Annotated in this window: 17 protein-coding genes; 10 read left to right on the top strand and 7 right to left on the bottom strand. The window is 61.1% G+C overall.

All coding sequences use genetic code 11. From position 1 onward, the window contains the following. Window positions 1–25: 25 nt before the first annotated feature. Window positions 26–217, top strand: a complete 192-nt coding sequence (locus NE850_RS18815) for an integrase (protein WP_310699183.1) — start codon at window positions 26–28, stop codon at window positions 215–217. A 475-nt stretch (window positions 218–692) separates the two neighbouring features. On the opposite strand, the gene NE850_RS18820 is transcribed toward NE850_RS18815, so the two are convergent. From NE850_RS18820 to NE850_RS18835, 4 genes are all read right to left on the bottom strand, one after another. Further along, complete coding sequence (locus tag NE850_RS18820) at window positions 693–1532, bottom strand: alpha/beta hydrolase (protein WP_310699184.1); 840 nt, start codon at window positions 1530–1532, stop codon at window positions 693–695. Window positions 1533–1540: 8 nt separating this feature from the next. Next, window positions 1541–3133: a benzoate-CoA ligase family protein gene (locus NE850_RS18825; protein ID WP_310699268.1), complete on the bottom strand. Its 1593-nt coding sequence runs from the start codon at window positions 3131–3133 to the stop codon at window positions 1541–1543. A gap of 151 nt (window positions 3134–3284) precedes the next feature. Then, a complete protein-coding gene (locus NE850_RS18830) occupies window positions 3285–4880 on the bottom strand; it encodes a 3,4-dehydroadipyl-CoA semialdehyde dehydrogenase (protein ID WP_310699185.1) in 1596 nt (531 codons plus the stop codon). A gap of 10 nt (window positions 4881–4890) precedes the next feature. Next, window positions 4891–5358, bottom strand: coding sequence for a DUF4863 family protein (locus NE850_RS18835; protein WP_310699186.1), 468 nt, complete (start codon window positions 5356–5358; stop codon window positions 4891–4893). 185 nt (window positions 5359–5543) lie between these two features. On the opposite strand from NE850_RS18835, the gene NE850_RS18840 reads away from it, so the two are divergent. The 8 genes from NE850_RS18840 (at window position 5544) to NE850_RS18875 (ending at window position 14797) form a co-directional block, all read left to right on the top strand. Further along, window positions 5544–6491, top strand: a complete 948-nt coding sequence (locus tag NE850_RS18840; RefSeq protein WP_310699187.1) for a helix-turn-helix transcriptional regulator — start codon at window positions 5544–5546, stop codon at window positions 6489–6491. A gap of 119 nt (window positions 6492–6610) precedes the next feature. Next, on the top strand, window positions 6611–8290 hold the full coding sequence (gene boxC, locus NE850_RS18845; RefSeq protein WP_310699188.1) for a 2,3-epoxybenzoyl-CoA dihydrolase: 1680 nt from the start codon (window positions 6611–6613) through the stop codon (window positions 8288–8290). 76 nt (window positions 8291–8366) lie between these two features. Next, window positions 8367–9794 (top strand): benzoyl-CoA 2,3-epoxidase subunit BoxB, encoded by a 1428-nt coding sequence (boxB, locus tag NE850_RS18850; RefSeq protein WP_310699189.1) that lies wholly within the window; start codon window positions 8367–8369, stop codon window positions 9792–9794. Window positions 9795–9881: 87 nt separating this feature from the next. After that, a complete protein-coding gene (boxA, locus tag NE850_RS18855; protein WP_310699190.1) occupies window positions 9882–11126 on the top strand; it encodes a benzoyl-CoA 2,3-epoxidase subunit BoxA in 1245 nt (414 codons plus the stop codon). A 95-nt stretch (window positions 11127–11221) separates the two neighbouring features. Further along, entirely contained in the window at window positions 11222–12049 is an 828-nt protein-coding gene (locus NE850_RS18860) for an enoyl-CoA hydratase-related protein (protein WP_310699269.1), read from the top strand. After that, window positions 12046–13614, top strand: a complete 1569-nt coding sequence (locus NE850_RS18865) for a 3-hydroxyacyl-CoA dehydrogenase (protein WP_310699191.1) — start codon at window positions 12046–12048, stop codon at window positions 13612–13614. The genes NE850_RS18860 and NE850_RS18865 overlap by 4 nt, the downstream gene beginning before the upstream one ends. Further along, window positions 13611–14426 (top strand): enoyl-CoA hydratase/isomerase family protein, encoded by an 816-nt coding sequence (locus NE850_RS18870; RefSeq protein WP_310699192.1) that lies wholly within the window; start codon window positions 13611–13613, stop codon window positions 14424–14426. The genes NE850_RS18865 and NE850_RS18870 overlap by 4 nt, the downstream gene beginning before the upstream one ends. Further along, window positions 14423–14797, top strand: a complete 375-nt coding sequence (locus NE850_RS18875) for a MaoC/PaaZ C-terminal domain-containing protein (protein WP_310699193.1) — start codon at window positions 14423–14425, stop codon at window positions 14795–14797. The genes NE850_RS18870 and NE850_RS18875 overlap by 4 nt, the downstream gene beginning before the upstream one ends. Window positions 14798–14944: 147 nt before the next feature. On the opposite strand, the gene NE850_RS18880 is transcribed toward NE850_RS18875, so the two are convergent. The 3 genes from NE850_RS18880 to NE850_RS18895 form a co-directional block, all read right to left on the bottom strand. Then, window positions 14945–16486 (bottom strand): DHA2 family efflux MFS transporter permease subunit, encoded by a 1542-nt coding sequence (locus tag NE850_RS18880; RefSeq protein ID WP_310699194.1) that lies wholly within the window; start codon window positions 16484–16486, stop codon window positions 14945–14947. Between the two features lie 190 nt (window positions 16487–16676). Then, window positions 16677–17222: a MerR family transcriptional regulator gene (locus NE850_RS18885; protein ID WP_310699195.1), complete on the bottom strand. Its 546-nt coding sequence runs from the start codon at window positions 17220–17222 to the stop codon at window positions 16677–16679. Window positions 17223–17612: 390 nt separating this feature from the next. Continuing rightward, window positions 17613–18581 carry a LysR family transcriptional regulator gene (locus NE850_RS18895; protein WP_310699270.1) on the bottom strand — a complete coding sequence of 323 codons (969 nt, stop codon included), beginning with the start codon at window positions 18579–18581 and terminating at the stop codon, window positions 17613–17615. Window positions 18582–18822: 241 nt separating this feature from the next. Here NE850_RS18895 and NE850_RS18900 point away from each other — a divergent pair, with 241 nt between their 5' ends. Beyond that, window positions 18823–20556, top strand: coding sequence for an IlvD/Edd family dehydratase (locus tag NE850_RS18900; RefSeq protein WP_310699196.1), 1734 nt, complete (start codon window positions 18823–18825; stop codon window positions 20554–20556). Window positions 20557–20565: the final 9 nt, after the last annotated feature.

The following is a 20565-nucleotide window of genomic DNA, read 5'->3' on the forward strand; positions in this document are numbered from 1 at the left end:
TCGACATGCGACGGCGACGCATCTGTTGCATGCTGGCGTCGACATCAGCGTCATCGCATTGTGGCTGGGCCATGAAAGCATCGACACGACACACATCTACATGGAGTCGAATCTTGCACACAAGGAAGAAGCGCTAGGTCGCCTGCAGCCTGCCGGCCAGCGTACGCCGCGTTTTCACGCAACCGACAAGGTCATGGCGTTCCTCGAAACCATCTGATTATGCGCACCGCAACGGCTGGGGTTTCGTGCTCCAGACGGCTCCCTGGCCTTCGCTTCGCCTAATCTGCCGGTGTGGGTAATCCTGAATATCTGAAGCTTCAGATATTCAGGAATCCCGGCCGGCCCTCATCGACAAATAGAGGTGGAAAACATTCCGCGCGAAAGCGATCAGTCGTCTCGACCCGGGATTCAGGAGTCGAGCTCTTTACGCCGTATTCGAACTACATGTTCGATGACGTGCTGTCTTTGGAGTTCACGCATTCCGATATGTCGACGGGTATCCAGGCCGCAGATCCGATAGCCGGAATGATGATACGTTTTTATCAGGACGTCAGCGCAGCCCGGATGCTACAACCCAGCTGTGGATGCAGCCGTCCACTTGCTGCTTCGCAGTTCCGACCCGCTGACCGCCAGCGGTCTGAACCAGGTCATGCCGCTTCGCTACGTGCGGTAAGCATTTGATCTTTGGCGAATTATTCTTTGATGCCCGCAGTAAAGGTCGCGATTGCATTTGTCAGTGTCTCGGGCGCGTCCCGATGGGGCGAGTGGCCGCCGCGATCGAGTCGCAACAGCCTTGCGCCCGATACGTGCCGGGCGATGGTTTCGATCTGGGCCATCGTGCCGTATTGGTCGTCGTGAGCTTGAATCGCGAGCACAGGGCAGCGTATTGTCTTCAACTCATTTACGATATTCCAGGCCCTGAATGCCGGATTCAGCCAGACGTCGTTCCAGCCGTAAAACGCCGAATCAACGTCACCGTGGTATCGGGCGAGCTTCGTACGCAGGTCCGTCGTTTCGTATGCGATCTTTGTCTGCGCGATGCTTTCGACCGAGATACCTTCAACGAACACATGTGGCGCAATCAGGACTGTGCCAGCGAGCGCGTCAGGGAAGGCGCTCGCGTAGAGAAGCGCAATCGAACCACCGTCGCTATGGCCGACCAACCACATACGGCTGCGTTCCTGCGCATCGACTCCCAGTGTGTCCAGCAGCGCGGGCAGCACATCGTGCGCCTGGACCGACATGAAATCGACAGGCCATTTTGCGTCATGCGGCCTGGGCGTCGAATGTCCATAGCCGGGGCGCGAATAGACGAAACCACGCAGGCCAAGCCGGTCGCACAGCATCTGTGGCCAGTCTTTCCACATTGCGATCGAGCCGAGCCCCTCGTGCAGAAACATGACGATAGGGGCTTCGCCCAGTTCGGGGTTGAGCCAGCGGTACTCTATGCGCAATGGGCCATGCAAGGAGGTAGCAGGCAGTTCGGCGAACCCGCTGTCCTTCACGGCCGTCGTCGTCGCGGGAATATGCATGGGGTACCTTAAAGCTGATCGCGCAGTTTGAAGCGTTGAATCTTGCCGGTCGCCGTCTTGGGGAGATCGTCGACGAATATGATCTCGCGCGGATACTTGTGTGGCGCGAGTCGTTCCTTTACGAATGCTCTCAATTCGTCCGCCAGTGTTGGAGAAGTCGATGCATTGTGTTTGAGCACGATAAATGCGCGGGTCTTCAGGACGCCACCATGGTCAACACCCACCACGGCTGCTTCAAGCACCGCCTGGTGCTCCATCAGCACCATTTCCACTTCGATTGGCGACACATACTGGCCGCTGACTTTCAGCATGTCGTCGCTGCGCCCGGCGTAGACATAACAGCCATTGGGCAGCTTGCGATACTTGTCACCGCTTCTGATCCATTCGCCAAGGAAGGTCGCGCGCGATTTCTCCCGATTGTTCCAGTACATGATTGCCGCGCTCGGCCCCTTGATGTACAGATCGCCGATTTCGCCTTCGGACACTGTGTGCCCCGTCTCGTCGCGCAGTTCGACTTCATAGCCGGGTACCGGTTTGCCTGTCGTGCCATATTCGACAGCACCTGTACGATTGGACAGGAAGATGTGCAGCATTTCGGTCGAGCCAATACCATCAAGTATCTCGCAGCCGAAATGCGCGGTGAAGCGTTCACCGATCTCGCGCGGCAGGGCTTCGCCCGCGGATGTGCAGATGCGCATTGCTACGTCCGCACGCGCGGGCAGATTCGATGACGCGAGCATGCTGGCATAAAGGGTCGGCACGCCGTAGAACACCGTGGGGCGGTGCTGTACCAGACGCTTGAACACGGCGTCGGCGGTGGGCCGCTCCGCCATCAGCACTGCAGTGGCGCCGACCGATAAGGGGAACGTCAGACCATTGCCGAGACCATAAGCGAAGAATAGCTTGGGCGCGGAAAACACGACGTCGTGTTCCACGATGCCGAGCACTGGCTTCGCATACAGCTCGGCGGTCCAGTACAGGTTGGCGTGAGTATGAACCGTGCCTTTCGGCTTGCCTGTCGAGCCGGACGAATACAGCCAGAAGGCGATGTCGTCACAACTGCTCGCTACTGGCTTGATGGTGGGCACAGCGGTGTCAATCAGTTTGCTCAATACCTGCTCAGAGGGCAGTTCGGCATCCTCAGGCTGCGAAACGACTAGCAGGCAACCGTCATGATCGGCATCGGCAAGGGCCTGCGCAACGGTCGGCAGCACGCTGCCCGACGCGATCACCACCTGGGCATGGCTGTGCGTTAGCATATAGACGTAATCGGCCGACGTGAGCAGCGTATTGGCGACCACCGGTACGACCCCCGCATAGAGCGCGCCGAGGAAGGCGACGGGCAGTTCCACCGTATCGAGCATCACCAGCAGGATGCGCTCTTCCGCATGCACACCGAGCCTGTGCAATACTGCCGAGAAACGGCGCGCACGATCTTCGAGCTTTCCATAAGTGGTTGAGCCGCTGTCGTCGATATAAGCTGCCTTGTCTGCCCGGACCTGATTGAGGTCGAACAGCCATGATGCGAAATTGAACTGCGCGGGTGGTGGCACAGGGGCCACCCCAGACTGATGCGCGGTTTGTTCAAGCAGGGCTTCCATATCTCCTCCAACGGTGAGGCGACAACGGCCCGACGTACGTCGGTTCTCGCCAAGCAAGCCGTCGATGCCTGTCTCCAGCGCCTCTTATTTCGCGCAGCTTGCAGCGGGTAGCTGGGCGCTCGCAGTCCCGGCACGTCACGACAAGCCGAAATCAGCCAGCGGGCTGCACGGTCAGGTGTGCCAGAACGTCGATGGCGGCGGCGGGTGCCTGGATCGCTGAGCGCCGGTGATAGAAGTCCAAGGCCCGCAGACCCCCCAGTTCTTCGCCACTGCCCGCGCGGCCGGGACCGCCATGCAGTGACATTGGCATGACGTTGCCGTGGCCGGTATGGCTGCCTTGCACCGATGGCGAGACCGCATGCACGCGACCGTGCGTGTCGGCGAGCTCCAGTGCAACACGCGCAAGGTGCGCGTCGTCGTTCGAATAGATTGAGGCGACGAGCGAGCCCTGGCCGCGCCGCGCCAACGTGATGGCATGTGCTTCGCGCAGTTCGCCGGCGTCGCTGGCTGGCTGATACGTAGCGACGGTTGCGACCGGTCCGAAGACTTCGACGTCGTGCAGCAGCGTCGCGCGATCGGGATCGTTGACCACGAACAGATGCGGCGCGATGCACGCGGCAATCGCGGGATCCACGTCGACGGGCGGCACGGCCGAGCCGTCATACGCGAGCACGGCTTCCTCGCGCAATGCGGCGATTCCAGCCAGCACGCTCTCATACTGTTCGCGGCTCACGAGCGAACCCATCCGCACGCTGTCGTTGCGCGGATTGCCAACGGTGATCTTCGCGAGCTTTGCCTTTAGCGCATCGAGCACCGCTTCGAGCGAGGCCTCAGGGACGAATGCTCGCCGGATCGCGGTGCATTTCTGCCCCGACTTCACCGTCATTTCCCGCACCACTTCCTTGATGAACAGTTCGAAGGCTGGCGTATCGGGCGTGGCGTCGGCGCAAAGGATAGCGCTGTTGAGACTGTCTGCCTCGACGTTCAGGCGCGCGCCGCGCTGAGCGAAGGCAGCGTGAGCGCGGAGTATCGCGGCGGTTTCAGCGGAGCCGGTGAACGACACCACGTCGAAGGCCTGCACCTGATCGAGCAGGCCTGCGGAGCTGCCGCAGATGACTGATAGCGCCCCCGCCGGCAGTATGCCTGCCTCGACCACGTCAGCGACCATCCGTTGCGTGAGCCACGCGGTCGCGGTAGCCGGTTTGACGATCACCGGCACGCCCGACAGCAACGCGGGGGCGGCCTTCTCCCACAGCCCCCACGACGGGAAATTGAACGCGTTGATGAAGAGGGCGACACCGCGCGTGGGTGTTAGCACATGCTGGACGCTAAACGACTGGTCCTTACTGAGCGAGACGACGGGGCCGTCGCGCAGCGCGTGCACGTCGCCCAGTGTTGCGCCAAGTTTCGCGTAGTAAGAAAGCGTGAAAATCCCGCCGTCGATATCCACCGCAGAATCGTTGCGCGTGGTGCCGGAGTTCGCGATGGCGATGGCGTAGTAATCGTCGCGCTTCGCCTGCAACAGCTTGAGGATGTCGGCAAGACGGGCCGCACGTGCTGCATAAGTGAGCGCGCGCAACGCGGCACCGCCTTGCTCGCGGGCGAAATCGAAGGCGCGTGGAAGATCGAGCCCCTGGCTCGACACGCGCACCAGCGCTTCGCCCGTCACCGGGTCGGTCAACGTGCTGCCTTCGCCATTTCCGGCGACCCATTGGCCCGCCACGTAGTTCTTCAGCAATTCAGCCATAGTGGGGATCTCAGGCAGGGGTGAATTCAATGGCGCCTTGCGGCAACAGATACAGCACCAGCGCGTGGCCATTGGCGACAGTCGGGCGATGTGCGCTGCCGGGACCGTACACGCACCAGCCGGCCGGATGGCCATCGAAGGTCGCGCCCTCGGTGAGCGGCATGACCAGATCGATCTCGCCGTGCGGATGCACATGGTGCGGCCCGGCAATATCTTTCATATCGACCACGTCGACCGAATAGCCGTGCGTGTCGGGCAGTGCCTTGAAGATGCGTCCGTAGCGAATACCGCCGCCTTCGCGGTTGCACAGCCAGCCTTCGGCGACGCCTTGGCGGCAGGCGTCGGCAAGTTCGCGAAAGGTCGTGCCGCCGGCGGGGAGAGTGTCGTTCAGCCACCTCGCCAGTTCGTCGTCCAACGGGCGATCGACGAGTTGTTCTGTGACGCCGGCGACGAGGCGCTGGAAGTCTTGTGGGGTCATGCGAGCCTCTAAAAAAAGGGCCGGCGCGCACCTTGGTTCATGTGCGTCCGCTGGCCGTCTCCGACACGCCCCCAAAAAATCTGCGCGGCGTTTGTGATTGGATCAATATTTGGCGAAAATTAACCGTTCGCTGGGTGCGTGTCAAGCACTATAGTACATATACAGAAGTCACGAGGTCCGAAAACATGAATCAAACTGACTCGACGGTGCCCCTGGACGAGCGTCCGGAGGACGCAACGCGGACGGAGCGCGATCCTTTCCTGACGGCGATGGGCGAACGCGTGCGGCTCCTGCGCGCGCGCCGCGGCATGACTCGCAAGACCCTGGCGACCGAGACGGGGCTGTCCGAACGGCATCTGGCCAATCTGGAGTCGGGCGTGGGCAACGCGTCGGTGCTGGTGTTGCGGCAGATCGCGAGCACATTGAACTGCCCGCTTGCCGAGGTGATCGGCGACGAGACCACTGCGTCGGCAGAATGGCTGCTGATCCGCGAGTTGCTGCACGGGCGTGATCAGGCCGCGTTGCAGCGGGCCCGCGTCGCGCTGGCCGAGATGTTCGCGCAGGCGCCGCGCGACCCTTACCGGATGGACCGTATTGCGCTGATCGGTTTGCGCGGCGCGGGCAAGTCGACACTTGGGCGCATGCTCGCGCAGGAGCGCAAGGTACCGTTCGTTGAGCTGACGCGTGTGATCGAGCAACTGGCGGGCTGCCCGCCTTCCGAAATTCATTCGCTGTATGGCGCGAGCGCCTACCGGCGCTACGAGCACCGGGCCCTTGAGGCAGTGATCCAGGAGCATAAGAAGGCGGTCATCGCATCGCCGGGTGGACTGGTTTCGGAGTCGGGCACCTTCAACATGCTGCTCGCGCATTGCTTTACCGTATGGTTGCAGGCCACCCCGGAAGAGCATATGCGGCGGGTGGTTGCGCAAGGCGATCTGCGGCCGATGTCAGGCAACAAGGAAGCGATGGACGACCTGAAACGCATTCTGGCGGGCCGCAGCGAACTGTATGGACGAGCGGACATGACTTACGACACCAGTGAGAAAACCCTTGCGGATGCCTATCTGCAATTGCGCGACCGTCTTGCCGCAAGGCTGGCGGCCGAAGCGCCGGATGACGTTCATGTGAACTGAATTGCCGTACTTGTCTAAGGGTTTACGATATAAAATGAAGTAAAGTGCTTTACATGGGTGTGATGGTGCATTATTGTTCACAAAACAGTCTTGTATCGTCCAGTCCAGGAGACGCCCCCATGTCCTCAGCAGAAACCGCCATCGGCGCAGCGCAACGCGTCGATTACCGTACCGATCCCTCGCAGTACAAGCATTGGAAGCTGACGTTCAACGGCCCCGTTGCGACGCTCGGCATCGACATCGCCGAAGACGGTGGAATTCGTGACGGCTACAAGCTCAAACTGAATTCCTACGATCTCGGCGTCGACATCGAGTTGCATGACGCGATCCAGCGTATCCGCTTCGAGCATCCCGAAGTCAGAACGGTGGTGGTGACGAGCCTGAAGGACCGCGTCTTTTGCTCGGGCGCCAACATCTTCATGCTGGGTCTGTCCACGCACGCATGGAAGGTCAACTTCTGCAAATTCACCAACGAAACGCGCAATGGTCTTGAAGACTCGTCACGCCATTCGGGTCTCAAGTTTCTCGCCGCAGTGAACGGCGCCTGCGCGGGCGGCGGCTACGAATTGGCGCTCGCTTGCGACGAAATTTATCTGGTGGATGACCGGTCGTCGTCGGTGTCATTGCCGGAAGTGCCGTTGCTCGGCGTGCTGCCGGGCACCGGCGGTTTGACTCGTGTAACCGACAAGCGCCGTGTCCGCCACGATCGCGCCGATATTTTCTGCACGGTGGTCGAAGGCATTCGCGGTGAGCGCGCAAAAGAATGGCGTCTGGTGGATGAAGTCGTGAAGCCCAACCAGTTCGATCAGGCGATTGCCGCGCGCGCGCTGGAACTCGCCGCGCAAAGCGACCGTCCTGCCGATGCGAAGGGCGTGGCGCTGGCCTTTATCGAACGCAACGAGCGCGCGGATGGCCTGGGCTACCAGACTGTCGACGTCACGATTGACCGTGCAAAACGTACCGCTACCTTCACCGCCAGGGCACCGGCGAGCCCGCAACCGACGGACATCGACGCCATTGTCGCTGCCGGGACGCGCTGGTGGCCGTTGCAGTTCGCCCGCGAACTGGACGACGCGATCCTGTCGATGCGCACCAACGAACTCGAGATCGGCACGTGGATCTTCAAGACCGAAGGCGACGCCCGTGCTGTGCTCGCCGCCGATGCGACGCTCATGCAACACCAGAATCACTGGTTCGTGCGCGAAACGATCGGTCTGCTGCGCCGCACGCTGGCGCGCATCGATGTCTCATCCCGCTCGCTCTTTGCCTTGATCGAACCGGGCTCGTGCTTTGCCGGCACGTTGGCGGAACTCGCGTTTGCCGCTGATCGCACCTATATGGCCGCTCTGCCCAGCAACGAGGACGAAGAGCCGGCGATCACCTTGTCGGAAGTCAACTTCGGCCTCTATCCGCTGGTCACGCACCAGTCACGCCTTGCGCGCCGCTTTTACGAGGAAACAGCACCTCTCGACGCCGTACGCGCGAAGATCGGCCAGGCCGTCAAGCCGGTCGAGGCCGAACGCCTTGGCCTTGTGACCTCATCGCCGGACGACATCGACTGGGCCGACGAAATCCGCATCGCGCTCGAGGAGCGCGCGGCGATGTCGCCGGATGCGCTGACCGGTCTCGAAGCGAACCTGCGTTTCAACGGTCCTGAGACGATGGAGACGCGTATTTTCGGCCGCCTGACCGCATGGCAGAACTGGATTTTCAACCGGCCGAATGCAGTGGGCGAGAAGGGTGCACTCAAGGTGTACGGCAAGGGCAGCAAGGCGCAATTCGACGTCTCGCGGGTCTGATCGGCTCCGTTGCCCGCAGTCCGCAGTCAATACGCGCCTCTCATCTCAATGCTGTTTCCCGACCAAGGAACCGACCATGTCAACGATTAACTACAGCGAAAAGATTCCGAACAACGTCAATCTTGCCGATGACCGCACGCTGCAACGCGCGCTCGAACAGTGGCAACCGAACTTCCTGTCGTGGTGGGGCGATATGGGCCCGGACGGCTCGCATGGCTATGACGTCTATCTGCGCACGGCGGTGAGCGTCGATGCAGGAGGCTGGGCCCACTTCGATCACGTGAAGATGCCCGATTATCGCTGGGGCATTTTTCTCACGCCGGGCGAGCAGGACCGCAAGATCCAGTTCGGCGAGCATAAAGGCGAAGCGGCGTGGCAGGACGTGCCCGGCGAGCATCGCGCGAACCTGCGCCGTATCATCGTCACGCAGGGCGACACGGAACCGGCGTCGGTGGAGCAGCAGCGTCACCTCGGATTGACCGCGCCGTCGATGTACGACCTGCGCAACCTGTTCCAGGTCAACGTCGAGGAAGGCCGTCACCTGTGGGCCATGGTGTACCTGCTGCATCGCTACTTCGGTCGTGACGGCCGTGAGGAGGCCGAAGCACTGCTCGGCCGCCGCTCGGGCGACGACGACAATCCGCGCATTCTTGGCGCGTTCAACGAGAAAACGCCGGACTGGCTCGCGTTCTACATGTTCACGTACTTCACGGACCGCGACGGCAAGTTCCAGTTGTCGGCGCTCGCAGAGTCGGGCTTCGATCCGCTCGCGCGCACGACGAAGTTCATGCTGACCGAGGAAGCGCATCACATGTTCGTGGGCGAATCGGGTGTTTCGCGCGTCGTACAGCGCACCGCCCAGGTGATGAACGAACTGAAGACCGATGACGTCAACAAGATTCGAGCCGCCGGGGTGATCGATCTGCCGACGATCCAGCGCTATCTGAATTTCCACTACTCGGTGACGATCGATCTGTTCGGTGCCGATCATTCCTCGAATGCGGCAACCTTCTATAGCTCGGGCCTGAAGGGCCGCTATGAGGAAACCAAACGCGACGACGACCATCAGCTTGGCAGGCAGAGCTACAAACTGCTCGACGTCCAGGACGGCAAATTGGTGGAGCGCGAAGTGCCGATGCTCAACGCGATGAACGAAGTGCTGCGCGACGACTACATCAAGGATTCGGTGGCGGGCGTGAACCGCTGGAACAAGGTGCTGGAGAAGGCAGGCATCGACTTCCGTTTGACGGTGCCGCATAAGGCGTTCAATCGCCAGATCGGCACGTTTGCCGGCACGCGTGTGGCGCCGGACGGGCGCGTCGTCAGCGAAACCGAATGGGCTGCAAATGAGGCGAAATGGCTCGCGACACCGGAAGACCGCGCGTACGTCGCGTCGCTAATGGGGCGCGTGGTTGAGCCGGGCAAGTTCGCCAACTGGATTGCCCCGCCGGCGATGGGCATCAACCGCCAGCCGGTTGACTTCGAATATGTGCGATTCAACTGATCTGGCCAAAGCCGTATCTGCGTCATATCAGGCGACCGGCCACGCTGAGCGTTCGGGCAGCGGGTCCGGTCGCAGGGAGGGATAACCATGAATGCTCCAGTTCCGATAGAAGTGCTCAGGCAGCATCTGATCGACCCGGAGATCTGTATCCGCTGCAACACGTGCGAGGAAACCTGTCCGATCGATGCAATAACCCATGACGGTAACAATTATGTCGTGAAAGCCGAGGTGTGCAACGGCTGCATGGCATGCGTGTCGCCGTGCCCGACCGGCGCCATCGACAACTGGCGTACCGTGCTCAAGGCCGAGGCGTATAGCATCGACGAGCAGTTCACCTGGGATGAGCTGCCGGCGCAGAACACGACCGCGAACGCCGCGCTTGATGCGACAGCGCAAGCAAACGGGGATGAGGAAGCGGGCGAAACAGCGAATGGCATCGAAGTCGATGCTGCGCGTGGCTCGACCGTGCCGCCGTGGTCGGCGGCGAAGCCCTACGTGAACCTGTATACGCACAAGGCGCCGACTACGGCGACGGTGGTGGGCAATTACCGTCTTACCGACGAATCGGCCGATAGTGACATCCATCATATCGTGCTGGATTTCGGCACGCTGCCGTTTCCCGTGCTTGAAGGACAGTCGATCGGGATTCTGCCGCCGGGCACCACGAAGGACGGCAAGCCGCATCACGCGCGCCAGTATTCGCTCGCCAGTCCACGCGATGGCGAGCGTCCCCGCTATAACAATGTATCGTTGACAGTCAAACGCGTCACGCGTGACTATCAGGACAATGCGGCCGACGGCGTGTGCTCGAATTACCTGTGCGACCTGAAAAAGGGCGACAAGGTCACCGTGATTGGTCCATTCGGTAACACCTTCCTGATGCCGAACCACCCGGACTCTCATCTGCTGATGATCTGCACCGGTACGGGCTCGGCGCCCATGCGCGCCATGACGGAATACCGCCGGCGCCGCCGCCTGAAGGGTGCGACTGGCAAGCTGATGCTGTTCTTCGGGGCGCGCACAAAAGAAGAGTTGCCGTACTTTGGACCTCTGACCAATTTACCGAAGGACTTCATCGATACGAACCTTGCGTTTTCTCGCACGCCCGGACAGCCGAAGCGCTATGTGCAGGATGCGATGCGCGAGCGTGCGGTTGATATCGCACAGTTGCTGAAGAGCGACGGCACGTACATCTACGTTTGCGGCCTGAAGGGCATGGAGGACGGCGTGCTGCAGGCGCTGCAGGAGATTGCGGAACGGAACGGTCTCGACTGGGCGACGCTTTGGCCGCGCCTGAAACGCGAAGGACGTCTGCATCTTGAAACATATTGATTGACGCGAGTGCCACCCGGGTGCCGCAGTTGATTCTGGCGGCGCATTGCCCGGTTGGTGTAAGGGACGGCACGACACGTCGCCGCCTTAAGCGAATGGAAATCCAGGTGACTGAAAAGAACACATTTGACGACAAGTTCGCGACACTTGATTGTGTTGTCGACGAGACGGGTGTGGCGCGCGTTAAGCTAAACCGCCCCGACGTGCATAACGCGTTCAACGAGGCGATGATCGAGGAGTTGACGCGCTGCTTTCTGCAACTGGGATCGCACGACGGCGTCCGGGTGATCGTACTTGCATCGTCCGGCAACGTGTTTTGCGCCGGCGCGGACCTCAACTGGATGAAACGGGCGAGCGCTAACAGTGCCGATGCGAACGTCCAGGACGCACGGCGATTCGCCAGCATGATGCAGGCGCTTCATGCATGTTCCAGGCCTATCGTCGCGCGGGTGCAGGGCGGGGCGTTTGGCGGCGGCGTTGGCCTGATCTGCGCCTGCGACATTGTGGTTGCGAGCGAGCAGGCCCGGTTTGCTGTCACCGAGGCGCGTTTTGGCATTCTGCCCGCTGTGATTGGCCCCTACCTGATTGAAGCCGTCGGTGTGCGGCAGGCGAGACGTCTTGCACTTACCGCATCGCTGATTGACTCGGCCGAGGCCCGTGACCTGGGTCTCGTTCACTATGTAACCACGAGCGAGGGTTTGGACGGGCAGGTGCAGAAGGTTGTGTCTGGGCTGATGGGAAATGGTCCGACTGCATTGCAGGAAATAAAGACCTTGTTCGGCGATATCGCTGGCCGTCCGATTGACAGGAGCGTCACAGATCTCACCGCGGCGACCATCGCCCGAGTGCGCTCCACGGAAGAGGCGAAAGAGGGGTTCTCCGCGTTTTTCGATAAACGGCCCGCAACCTGGAGTGTCCAATGAATTGGGACGCTTCCGGGCTGAGGAATGACGCGGCGGTCGGCATTATCGGCGCCGGGACCATGGGCGCAGGCATTGCGCAGATCGCAGCCGCAGCCGGACATCGGGTCCTGCTCTTCGACGCGAGGAGCGGCGCTGCGGCGCAGGCACTGGATAAGCTCAACGCTGCTCTGAAAAAGCGGGTCGATGCGGGAAAACTCGATTCTACTGATGCCAAGGCACTGCTTGCGCGAATCAAGCCTGCCGATGCCATTGCCGCCGTCAGCGAAGCCGGTATTGTGATTGAAGCGATTGTTGAACGTCTCGACGCCAAGCGCGAACTGCTCACCCAACTCGAGAGTCTCGTGGCTGACCGGACGATTCTTGCGTCCAATACATCATCGATTTCCGTTACCGCATTAGGTCGTGATCTGCGCTTGCCGCAACGGCTCGTCGGGATGCATTTTTTCAACCCGGTGCCTGTCATGAAGCTCGTCGAAGTCGTCTCAGGCGCGGCGACCGACAGCGCTGTTGCGAACGCGGTGGCCGATCTGGCGGTGCGTTGGGGCAAGGTGCCGATCCACGCACGCTCCACTCCGGGTTTTGTGGTCAACCGCATTGCCAGGCCGTTCTACGCGGAAGCGCTGCTTCTGCTGCAGGATCAATATGCGACGCCGTCGCAAATCGATGCCGCATTGCGTGCCGCGGGCTTCCGCATGGGCCCCTGCGAGCTGATGGACCTGATCGGGCACGACGTCAATTTCTCGGTGACCGAGTCGATGTTTGCGGCCAGTTTCTTTGACCGGCGCTATACGCCATCTATTGTCCAGCGAGAACTGGTGGATGGTGGCTTGCTGGGCCGCAAGACAGGGCGAGGTTTCCATGATTACCCGGGTGAACCCCTGGCAGAAGCTGCTGCGACGCCCGCACAGGTCGATACCGATTCACCATGCGTGAGCGTATGCGGTGGCAGCTTCACCATTGCAACGCTAGGCGCTGAACTGTCCGGCGAGGGATGGGAGGTCGAGTATGCCGATCCCACAGGCGCCTCACCGGGGCAGGCCGACAACGTATTGCCGAAAGACACGCTGCGTGTTGGCGATACGCTGGTTTGCGTGACGGACGGCCGTCCTGCCGCGCTGTTGGCCGTGCAGTCTGGTCGCCGCCATCTCGCCGTCATCGACATCATTCTCAGCGAGGACGCTGGCCCGGTTTGCGTCGCGTTTGCGCCAGGCTGCGGAGAACAGCAACGCGCGGTGGTGCGCAATCTCCTGGAAACGGCGGGCCGCAGGCCCATCGAAATCGACGATGCGCCGGGGATGGTCGTTGCACGCACAATCGCGATGCTGGTTAATGAGGCGGCCGACGCCGTGCAACAGGGCGTGTGCGATGAAGCCTCGGTTGATACCGCCATGAAGCTGGGTACCAACTATCCTTTGGGGCCGTTCGAATGGCTCGACAAGCTTGGTGCGCCGATAGTGTGCAACCTGCTTGATCATCTTGATGCCCTGTATCGCGGTGAGCGATATAGGGCGAGTTTGCTGTTGCGCCGACGCATCTGGGGGCAAGCGATGGGGACTGAATCATGAGCGACCGGTTCGAAGTTGATACCGATAATTTTCGTGTCGAGTTGAATGAAGGCGTGGCCGAGCTTGTATTTGGCGCGCCGGGGAGCATGCCATTTGCGGACGAGCGCGGACACCGCGAACTCTCCCGGGTCTGGTCGCGGCTTGACGAGCATCCGGGCGTAAGGGCGATTCTTGTTCGCAGCGAGGGCAAGGGCTTCTGTGCGGGCGGGACCCTTGATGTCGTGAGGCAGATGGTTGCGAGCGAGACCATGCGCCTGACTGTCATGAAGGAAGCCAGAGCCATCGTCCAGGGAATGCTGGATTGCGACCGTCCTGTCGTTTCCGCGATTAATGGTGCGGCGGTCGGCGCCGGACTTGCGGTCGCGTTGCTCGCAGATATTTCGATTGCGGCGAGGACAGCGAGGCTCATCGACGGCCACACGAAGCTCGGTGTTGCCGCAGGCGACCATGCGGCATTGATATGGCCGCTCTTGTGCGGGATGGCAAAGGCAAAGTACTACCTGCTGCTATGTGAGACCTTGAGCGGCGAGGAGGCGGAGCGCATCGGCGTCGTCAGTGCTGCTGTGGACGAAGCCGAACTGCTTACAACGGCTCGCAGCGTGAGCAGGAGGCTCGCGGATGGGAGCCCCACAGCGCTGGCGTGGACCAAACGCTCGCTTAACCACTGGCTGCGTGCCGCGTGGCCAGCTTTCGAAGTGTCATTGGCTGCAGAAATCCTGGGATTTGCGGGTTCCGACGCTAGCGAAGGTCTTCGTGCCCTGGAAGAGAAGCGGGTGCCGTCATTTCGCAGTGTCGAAGAAAAGACGGCATGAAATTCGACGAGTTCATTCGCCAGCAGGTGATCGAGGCCGGTCCATACGTTGTGACCGAAGCTGAGGTACTTGAGTTCGCCCGTCACTATGACCCGCAATGGTTTCACGCTGATCGGAAGGCCGCAGAGGTGGGGCACTGGGGTGGACTGATTGCCAGCGGATGGCACACCTGTGCCGTGGCCATGCGGCTCGCGTATGACGGGGCTCTGATTGGATCTGAGTCCTGGAGTTCGCCAGGTCTCGATTACGTAAAGTGGCCGCAACCAGTACGTCCGGGTGATTTACTGACGCTGCGCGCGACGGTTATCGATGTGCGCAGATCAATCCCGAAACGGCCTGCACAAGCGCATCCGCGGTACAGATCCGGCTGACGTGGACAGCAGGCGGAAACGCCCCTTCGAGCAGCGCGCAACACCCGCCGGTCGAGGGGCAGCACGGCGGCATGTCGCTTCCGGTACCGGCAGATATTCGTTAGTCAGCTATCGTATGGGCATCCGGCAATCTGGCGAACTGTAATTTCAATGTTCAGGCGGTGCGGTGATACCGGCCCGACGTTGCGGCGTATTCAGCAGCAGGAGAAACGGCATGACCGCAAGGGCGAGCACGAACAGGAGCTTGAAGTTGTCGACATAGGCGATCATGGATGCCTGTCGGGTGACCTCCGCATTCAGCGCTGCAAGTCCGGAACTGCTGTTCATGTCCCAGATGGCAGGCAACACGTCCGGCTGGGCAAGTGGATTGAAGCGACTGATGTGCTCGACCAGGGACGAATGCGCGATCTGCGTGTTGCGCGTGAGTTCAGTCTGGACAAACGAAATGCCGATACTGCTGCCGATATTGCGGCTTAGACTGTAGATGGACGTACCATCTCCGCGCAGATTGGGCGTAAGCGTGGAAAATGTCGCGGTGGTGAGCGATACGGAGATGAGTCCGAGCCCGAGACCCTGAAGAAAGCCGGACCAGATAACCGTGCTTTCAGACATGTAGAGGTTGTAGCCCGACATCTGCCACAGGGAAAGGGCAGCGATACCGAACCCGGCCGCAATCAGGGTCCGCGGTTTGACCGGGCCCACGAGGCGACCTGCCAGCATCATGGTGATCATCGTCCCGGCACCGCTGGGTGCCGTGGCGAGGCCCGTGGTGACGACCGAGTATTGCATCAGGTTCTGCAGGAGAGGCGGAAGGAGCGCACGCGTTGCGTACAGGACCGCACCCATGACGAAATAGAAACCACATCCGACCACGAAATTGCGATCCTTCGCGAGTTCACGATTGAAAAACGACGTGGTCTCGACCGTTAGCGTATGAACGAGAAAGAACGCGAAGGCGATCAGCGCGGTCAGCGATTCGATCCAGATTTCGATCGAATCGAACCAGTCCTGCACCTCGCCGCGGTCGAGAAATAGCTGGAGCGCGCCGATGGCGATGCTCAGCGTGGCGAACCCGAAGAGATCGAGTTTTCGCGCGCTGACTTTCGTTTCGCTCATGAAAAGCAGTATCCCGAAAAAGGCGATCACACCGATCGGGACATTGACGTAAAAAACCCACCGCCAGTTGTAGCTGTCGGTCAGCCAACCGCCGAGAGTGGGTCCGAGGATCGGGCCCACCGTGACACCTGCGCCCCAGACGGCCATGGCCTGTCCATGTTTGTGCGGCGGATTGATGTCCAGCATGACCGCCTGGGAAAGCGGCACCAGCGACGCACCGAAGAGGCCCTGCAGCAGGCGCGCGGCCACCATCTGCGTGAGCGTGGCCGACATCCCGCACGCAATGGACGCCGCCGTAAATCCGGCGACTGACCACAGAAAAAGTCGCTTGCGGCCGAACCGCGAAGCGATCCATCCGGTAAGCGGCGTGCCGATCGCTGCGGCGACGATGTAGGACGTCAACACCCAGGTGATCTGATCCTGCGTGGCCGAAAGACTGCCCTGCATGTGAGGTAGCGCGACATTGGCGATCGTGCTGTCCAGCACCTGCATGATGGTCGCGAGCATGACGGCAATGGTCACGAATGCGCGGGTTCGGCCAGACATGCCGGGCGAAGGGCTTGGGGATGTCATGACTGAGACCAGACCTGCGGTGAAGTGCGGAGTTGCGCGCCTGAACGGGCAGAAGGCGGGCAACCGATGAGGTGTGCGACCGGGTGGTGCTGCTCCGGCCCGGTGCCGACTTTTTGCCCGGCACATGCGTCAGCATCAGGGCGACCCTCGTAGACCTGATATTTGGCGATTGCCTGATACCGATAGACACTCATGGTTTTGACGCAGGAGGTTTCCCGTTGTCAGCCGGTATGCCCGGGTTTTTGGTGGCCCGACGGGTGCGCGACTGGCGACGGGCAGAAAGCAGCTCTTCCACATCTGCGCCGGCGAGCCGACCTTCCACGTATTCCAGATCGAAGCGCAGCTCCTCACGCATCTTGCGCACTTCCGCGAGTTCGCGTTTCACGGCCGCGACCCGTTCGTCGAGAAGTTTCAACTGGCTCGACAACTCGCCATGTATCTCTCTCAGGGACGATTCCGAATAGCGTGCTTTGCCTTTTTCGGGAACATGGTCAAGGGGCCGTTTGAGCATCTCCATGACCGTTCGGATGGAAAATCCGAGCGAGCGCAGACGAAGAATGCGTGCAAAGCGCTCCATGTCCGTTTCGTCATAGAGCCGGTAACGGCCCTTGCTGCGCCCGGGCACGACAAGTCCCTGTTCTTCGTAATACTTGAGCGTGCGTGCCGTGACACCCAGACGTCGGGCCGCCTGTTGAACAGTCAGTGGCGAAGCTTCGGGTTTCACGGCACCCCTCATGTGTCGTCTCGGCAAGGATTCCATTATAGGTAACCTGAACGTGGACGTACAGGTATGTCCAACTGGTGGCGGAGCAGGCGGAACCGTTTGATCGCGGATATTCCTGTTGACAACGCTGGCGTCGCGCTGGATAACGCCTGGTGCAGGGCGATCAAGTGATCTTCGGGCTATCCAGGTACCAAAACGTCTGGCGCTGTGCACGAAGGCTGTGCTTGAGTTGCAGATCCCGGGGCTGTGTGCTCACGAAGAGGCTGCGACCTTGATCGCGTTTATCGCAAGCGACGTAGCCGGGCTCATGACGGGCAGTCATGTCTCGATGAACTGCGGTCGGCAGATGTATTGCACAGTCCTGCGTCTTGCCACCGATGCGTCGACAAGCTTGAAGCACATCTATGCGAGCGGCGAACCTGCCTGTTCTGTGTGATAGGTGGCGCGGGCTGTCGCACGCAGGGCCTGAGCCATCAGGTGCGCTGCTGGCGAAAGCGGGCGGTCCGTGCGCGTGATGATGCCGAAGTCATCCATATGGCATGGCAGTGGAAGCGGCAGGACCCGGACCATGCCGTGATTCGCATAGTACTGTGCGACGTCGGCTGCCAGTACGGCCAGCATGTCCGTTTCCGCCAGCACGCGGGTAAGAACCAGTAACGCACCGGTTTCGATGAGGTTTGTTGGCGGTGCGAAACTCTCGCGCTGAAACATCAGTTCGAAGCGGTGTCGTAGCACGCTGCCCGCGGGCGGGACGATCCACCCGGCGTGCCGGACCTCGCGTAGCGTGAGCCCGCTGCCGGTTGCGAGAGGGTGTCCCGGTCGCACAACTGCGCAAACCGGCTCGCTTGCGAGCGGCTCGTAGTTCAAGTGCTGTTTGTCGTGCTCGGCAGACAGCCGGCCCACGACCAGGTCGAGGCGGTCCTGGGCGAGCCGCTCCAGCATGACATTGCTGTTTTCCATTTCCAGCGCAATCCGCAGGCCAGGATGTTCACGCTTGATCTGTGCAACGGCCAGAGGCAGTAGCCGGGTCGCAGGCGCTGTAATCGCGCCAACCGCGACATGCCCGAGATCGCCAGTCCTTACTGCGAGGATTTCGTCCTGTGCCAGATCGAGACTCCCCAGCACGGCGCGGGCGTGGCGGATCATTACCTCTCCATACACGGTCGGTCGCATGCTTCGAGGCAATCGCTCAAATAACGAGACGCCCAGCATTTCCTCGAGCTCACGCAGCAGTTTGGTTGCGCCAGGCTGGGTCATGTTCAGCATTTCCGCCGCGCGATGAATGTTGCCCGTATCGGCGATCTGACTCAGGAGCAGTAGTTGACGGGGCTTCAGTCTTGCACGGATGTACCAGGGCGTTGGAGATGGCATGGGGTTTATACGAATATTGAAATCGATATCGATTTTGGATGGATTTTCATTGGAATGATATCGAATTGATTCGTACACTGCGTCGGTGTCAACGGTCAAAGGCGGGGTCTGGCCTTTGACCGGGCCCCCGAATGCCGGGCGGCATCTGGCGCCAGTCACGCTGTCATTTACGCTGCGAATCCATTGGCGGACACCGGCCTGAGCCGATCTCCGGTGCGCCATTTCAGAATCAGAAGAGAACATGTCGGAATCGAAACCCAAGCTGCGCTCCACCCAATGGTTTGGCACGGCGGACAAGAACGGCTTCATGTATCGAAGCTGGATGAAGAATCAGGGCATTCCCGATCACGAATTCGATGGGCGGCCCGTCATCGGCATCTGCAACACGTGGTCCGAGCTGACGCCCTGCAATGCCCACTTCCGGAAGATCGCCGAGCACGTCAAGCGTGGTGTCTACGAGGCCGGGGGATTCCCGGTTGAATTCCCGGTGTTTTCCAACGGGGAGTCGAACCTGCGTCCGACCGCCATGCTGACGCGCAACCTTGCGTCGATGGACGTTGAGGAAGCGATTCGCGGCAATCCGATCGATGCGGTGGTTCTGCTTGCTGGTTGCGACAAGACCACGCCGGCACTGTTGATGGGGGCGGCCAGTTGCGACGTGCCGGCGATCGTCGTCAGCGGCGGCCCAATGCTCAACGGCAAGCTTGACGGCAAGGACATCGGTTCGGGCACGGCGGTCTGGCAGCTTCACGAATCGCTCAAGGCCGGAGAAATCGATCTCCATCATTTCCTGTCGGCTGAAGCAGGGATGTCCCGCTCAGCCGGGACCTGCAACACCATGGGAACGGCGTCCACGATGGCCTGCATGGCCGAGGCGCTTGGGGTGGCACTGCCGCACAACGCGGCAATTCCCGCCGTGGATGCCCGACGCTATGTGCTTGCCCACCTGTCTGGCACGCGCATTGTCGAGATGGCGAAGGAAGGCCTTGTGCTGTCGAAGGTGCTCACGCGTGCAGCCTTCGAGAATGCGATCCGCACGAACGCCGCGATTGGTGGCTCGACCAACGCGGTCATCCACCTGAAGGCGATCGCGGGCCGGATCGGTGTCCCGCTGGAACTGGATGACTGGACGGTCCTTGGGCACGCTGTCCCGACCATTGTTGACCTGATGCCGTCGGGGCGGTTTCTGATGGAGGAGTTCTATTACGCGGGTGGCCTGCCGGCAGTATTGCGCCGGCTCGGCGAGGCGCAGTTGCTGCCGCATCCGGATGCGCTGACGGTGAACGGAAAGACGCTTTGGGAGAACGTCCGCGAGGCGCCGAATTTCAACGAGGAAGTGATCCGTCCAATCGGGCAGCCGTTGATTCCCGATGGCGGTATCCGCGTGCTGCGCGGCAACCTCGCGCCGCGTGGCGCTGTGCTGAAACCGTCGGCGGCCACGCCGGCCCTGCTCAGGCATCGCGGGCGGGCGGTGGTGTTCGAGAATCTGGAGCACTACAAGGAGCGGATCGTCGACGAAACGCTCGAAGTCGACGAGAACTCGGTGCTGGTGATGAAGAACTGTGGGCCGAGAGGGTATCCGGGTATGGCCGAGGTGGGCAACATGGGCTTGCCGCCGAAGCTGCTGCGCCGTGGGGTCAAGGACATGGTGCGCATCTCCGATGCCCGCATGAGTGGTACCGCTTATGGAACGGTGGTGCTGCACGTCGCGCCCGAGGCCGCGGCAGGCGGGCCACTCGCAATCGTACGGGATGGCGACTGGATTGAGCTCGACTGCGAGCGCGGGCTACTGCACCTGGAGGTGGATGAGGACGAGATCGCAAGGCGCATGAAATCCGTGGCACCTCCGGATGGCGGGCGTGACGGCGGCTATCAGCGTCTCTACGTCGAGCACGTATTGCAGGCGGATGAAGGGTGCGACCTGGACTTTCTCGTCGGCAAGCGCGGTGCAGCGGTACCGCGCCACTCCCACTGAGGTTACTGG

Origin of the sequence: Paraburkholderia sp. USG1 (assembly GCF_031570135.1) — a bacterium.
GTDB lineage: Bacteria > Pseudomonadota > Gammaproteobacteria > Burkholderiales > Burkholderiaceae > Paraburkholderia > Paraburkholderia dioscoreae.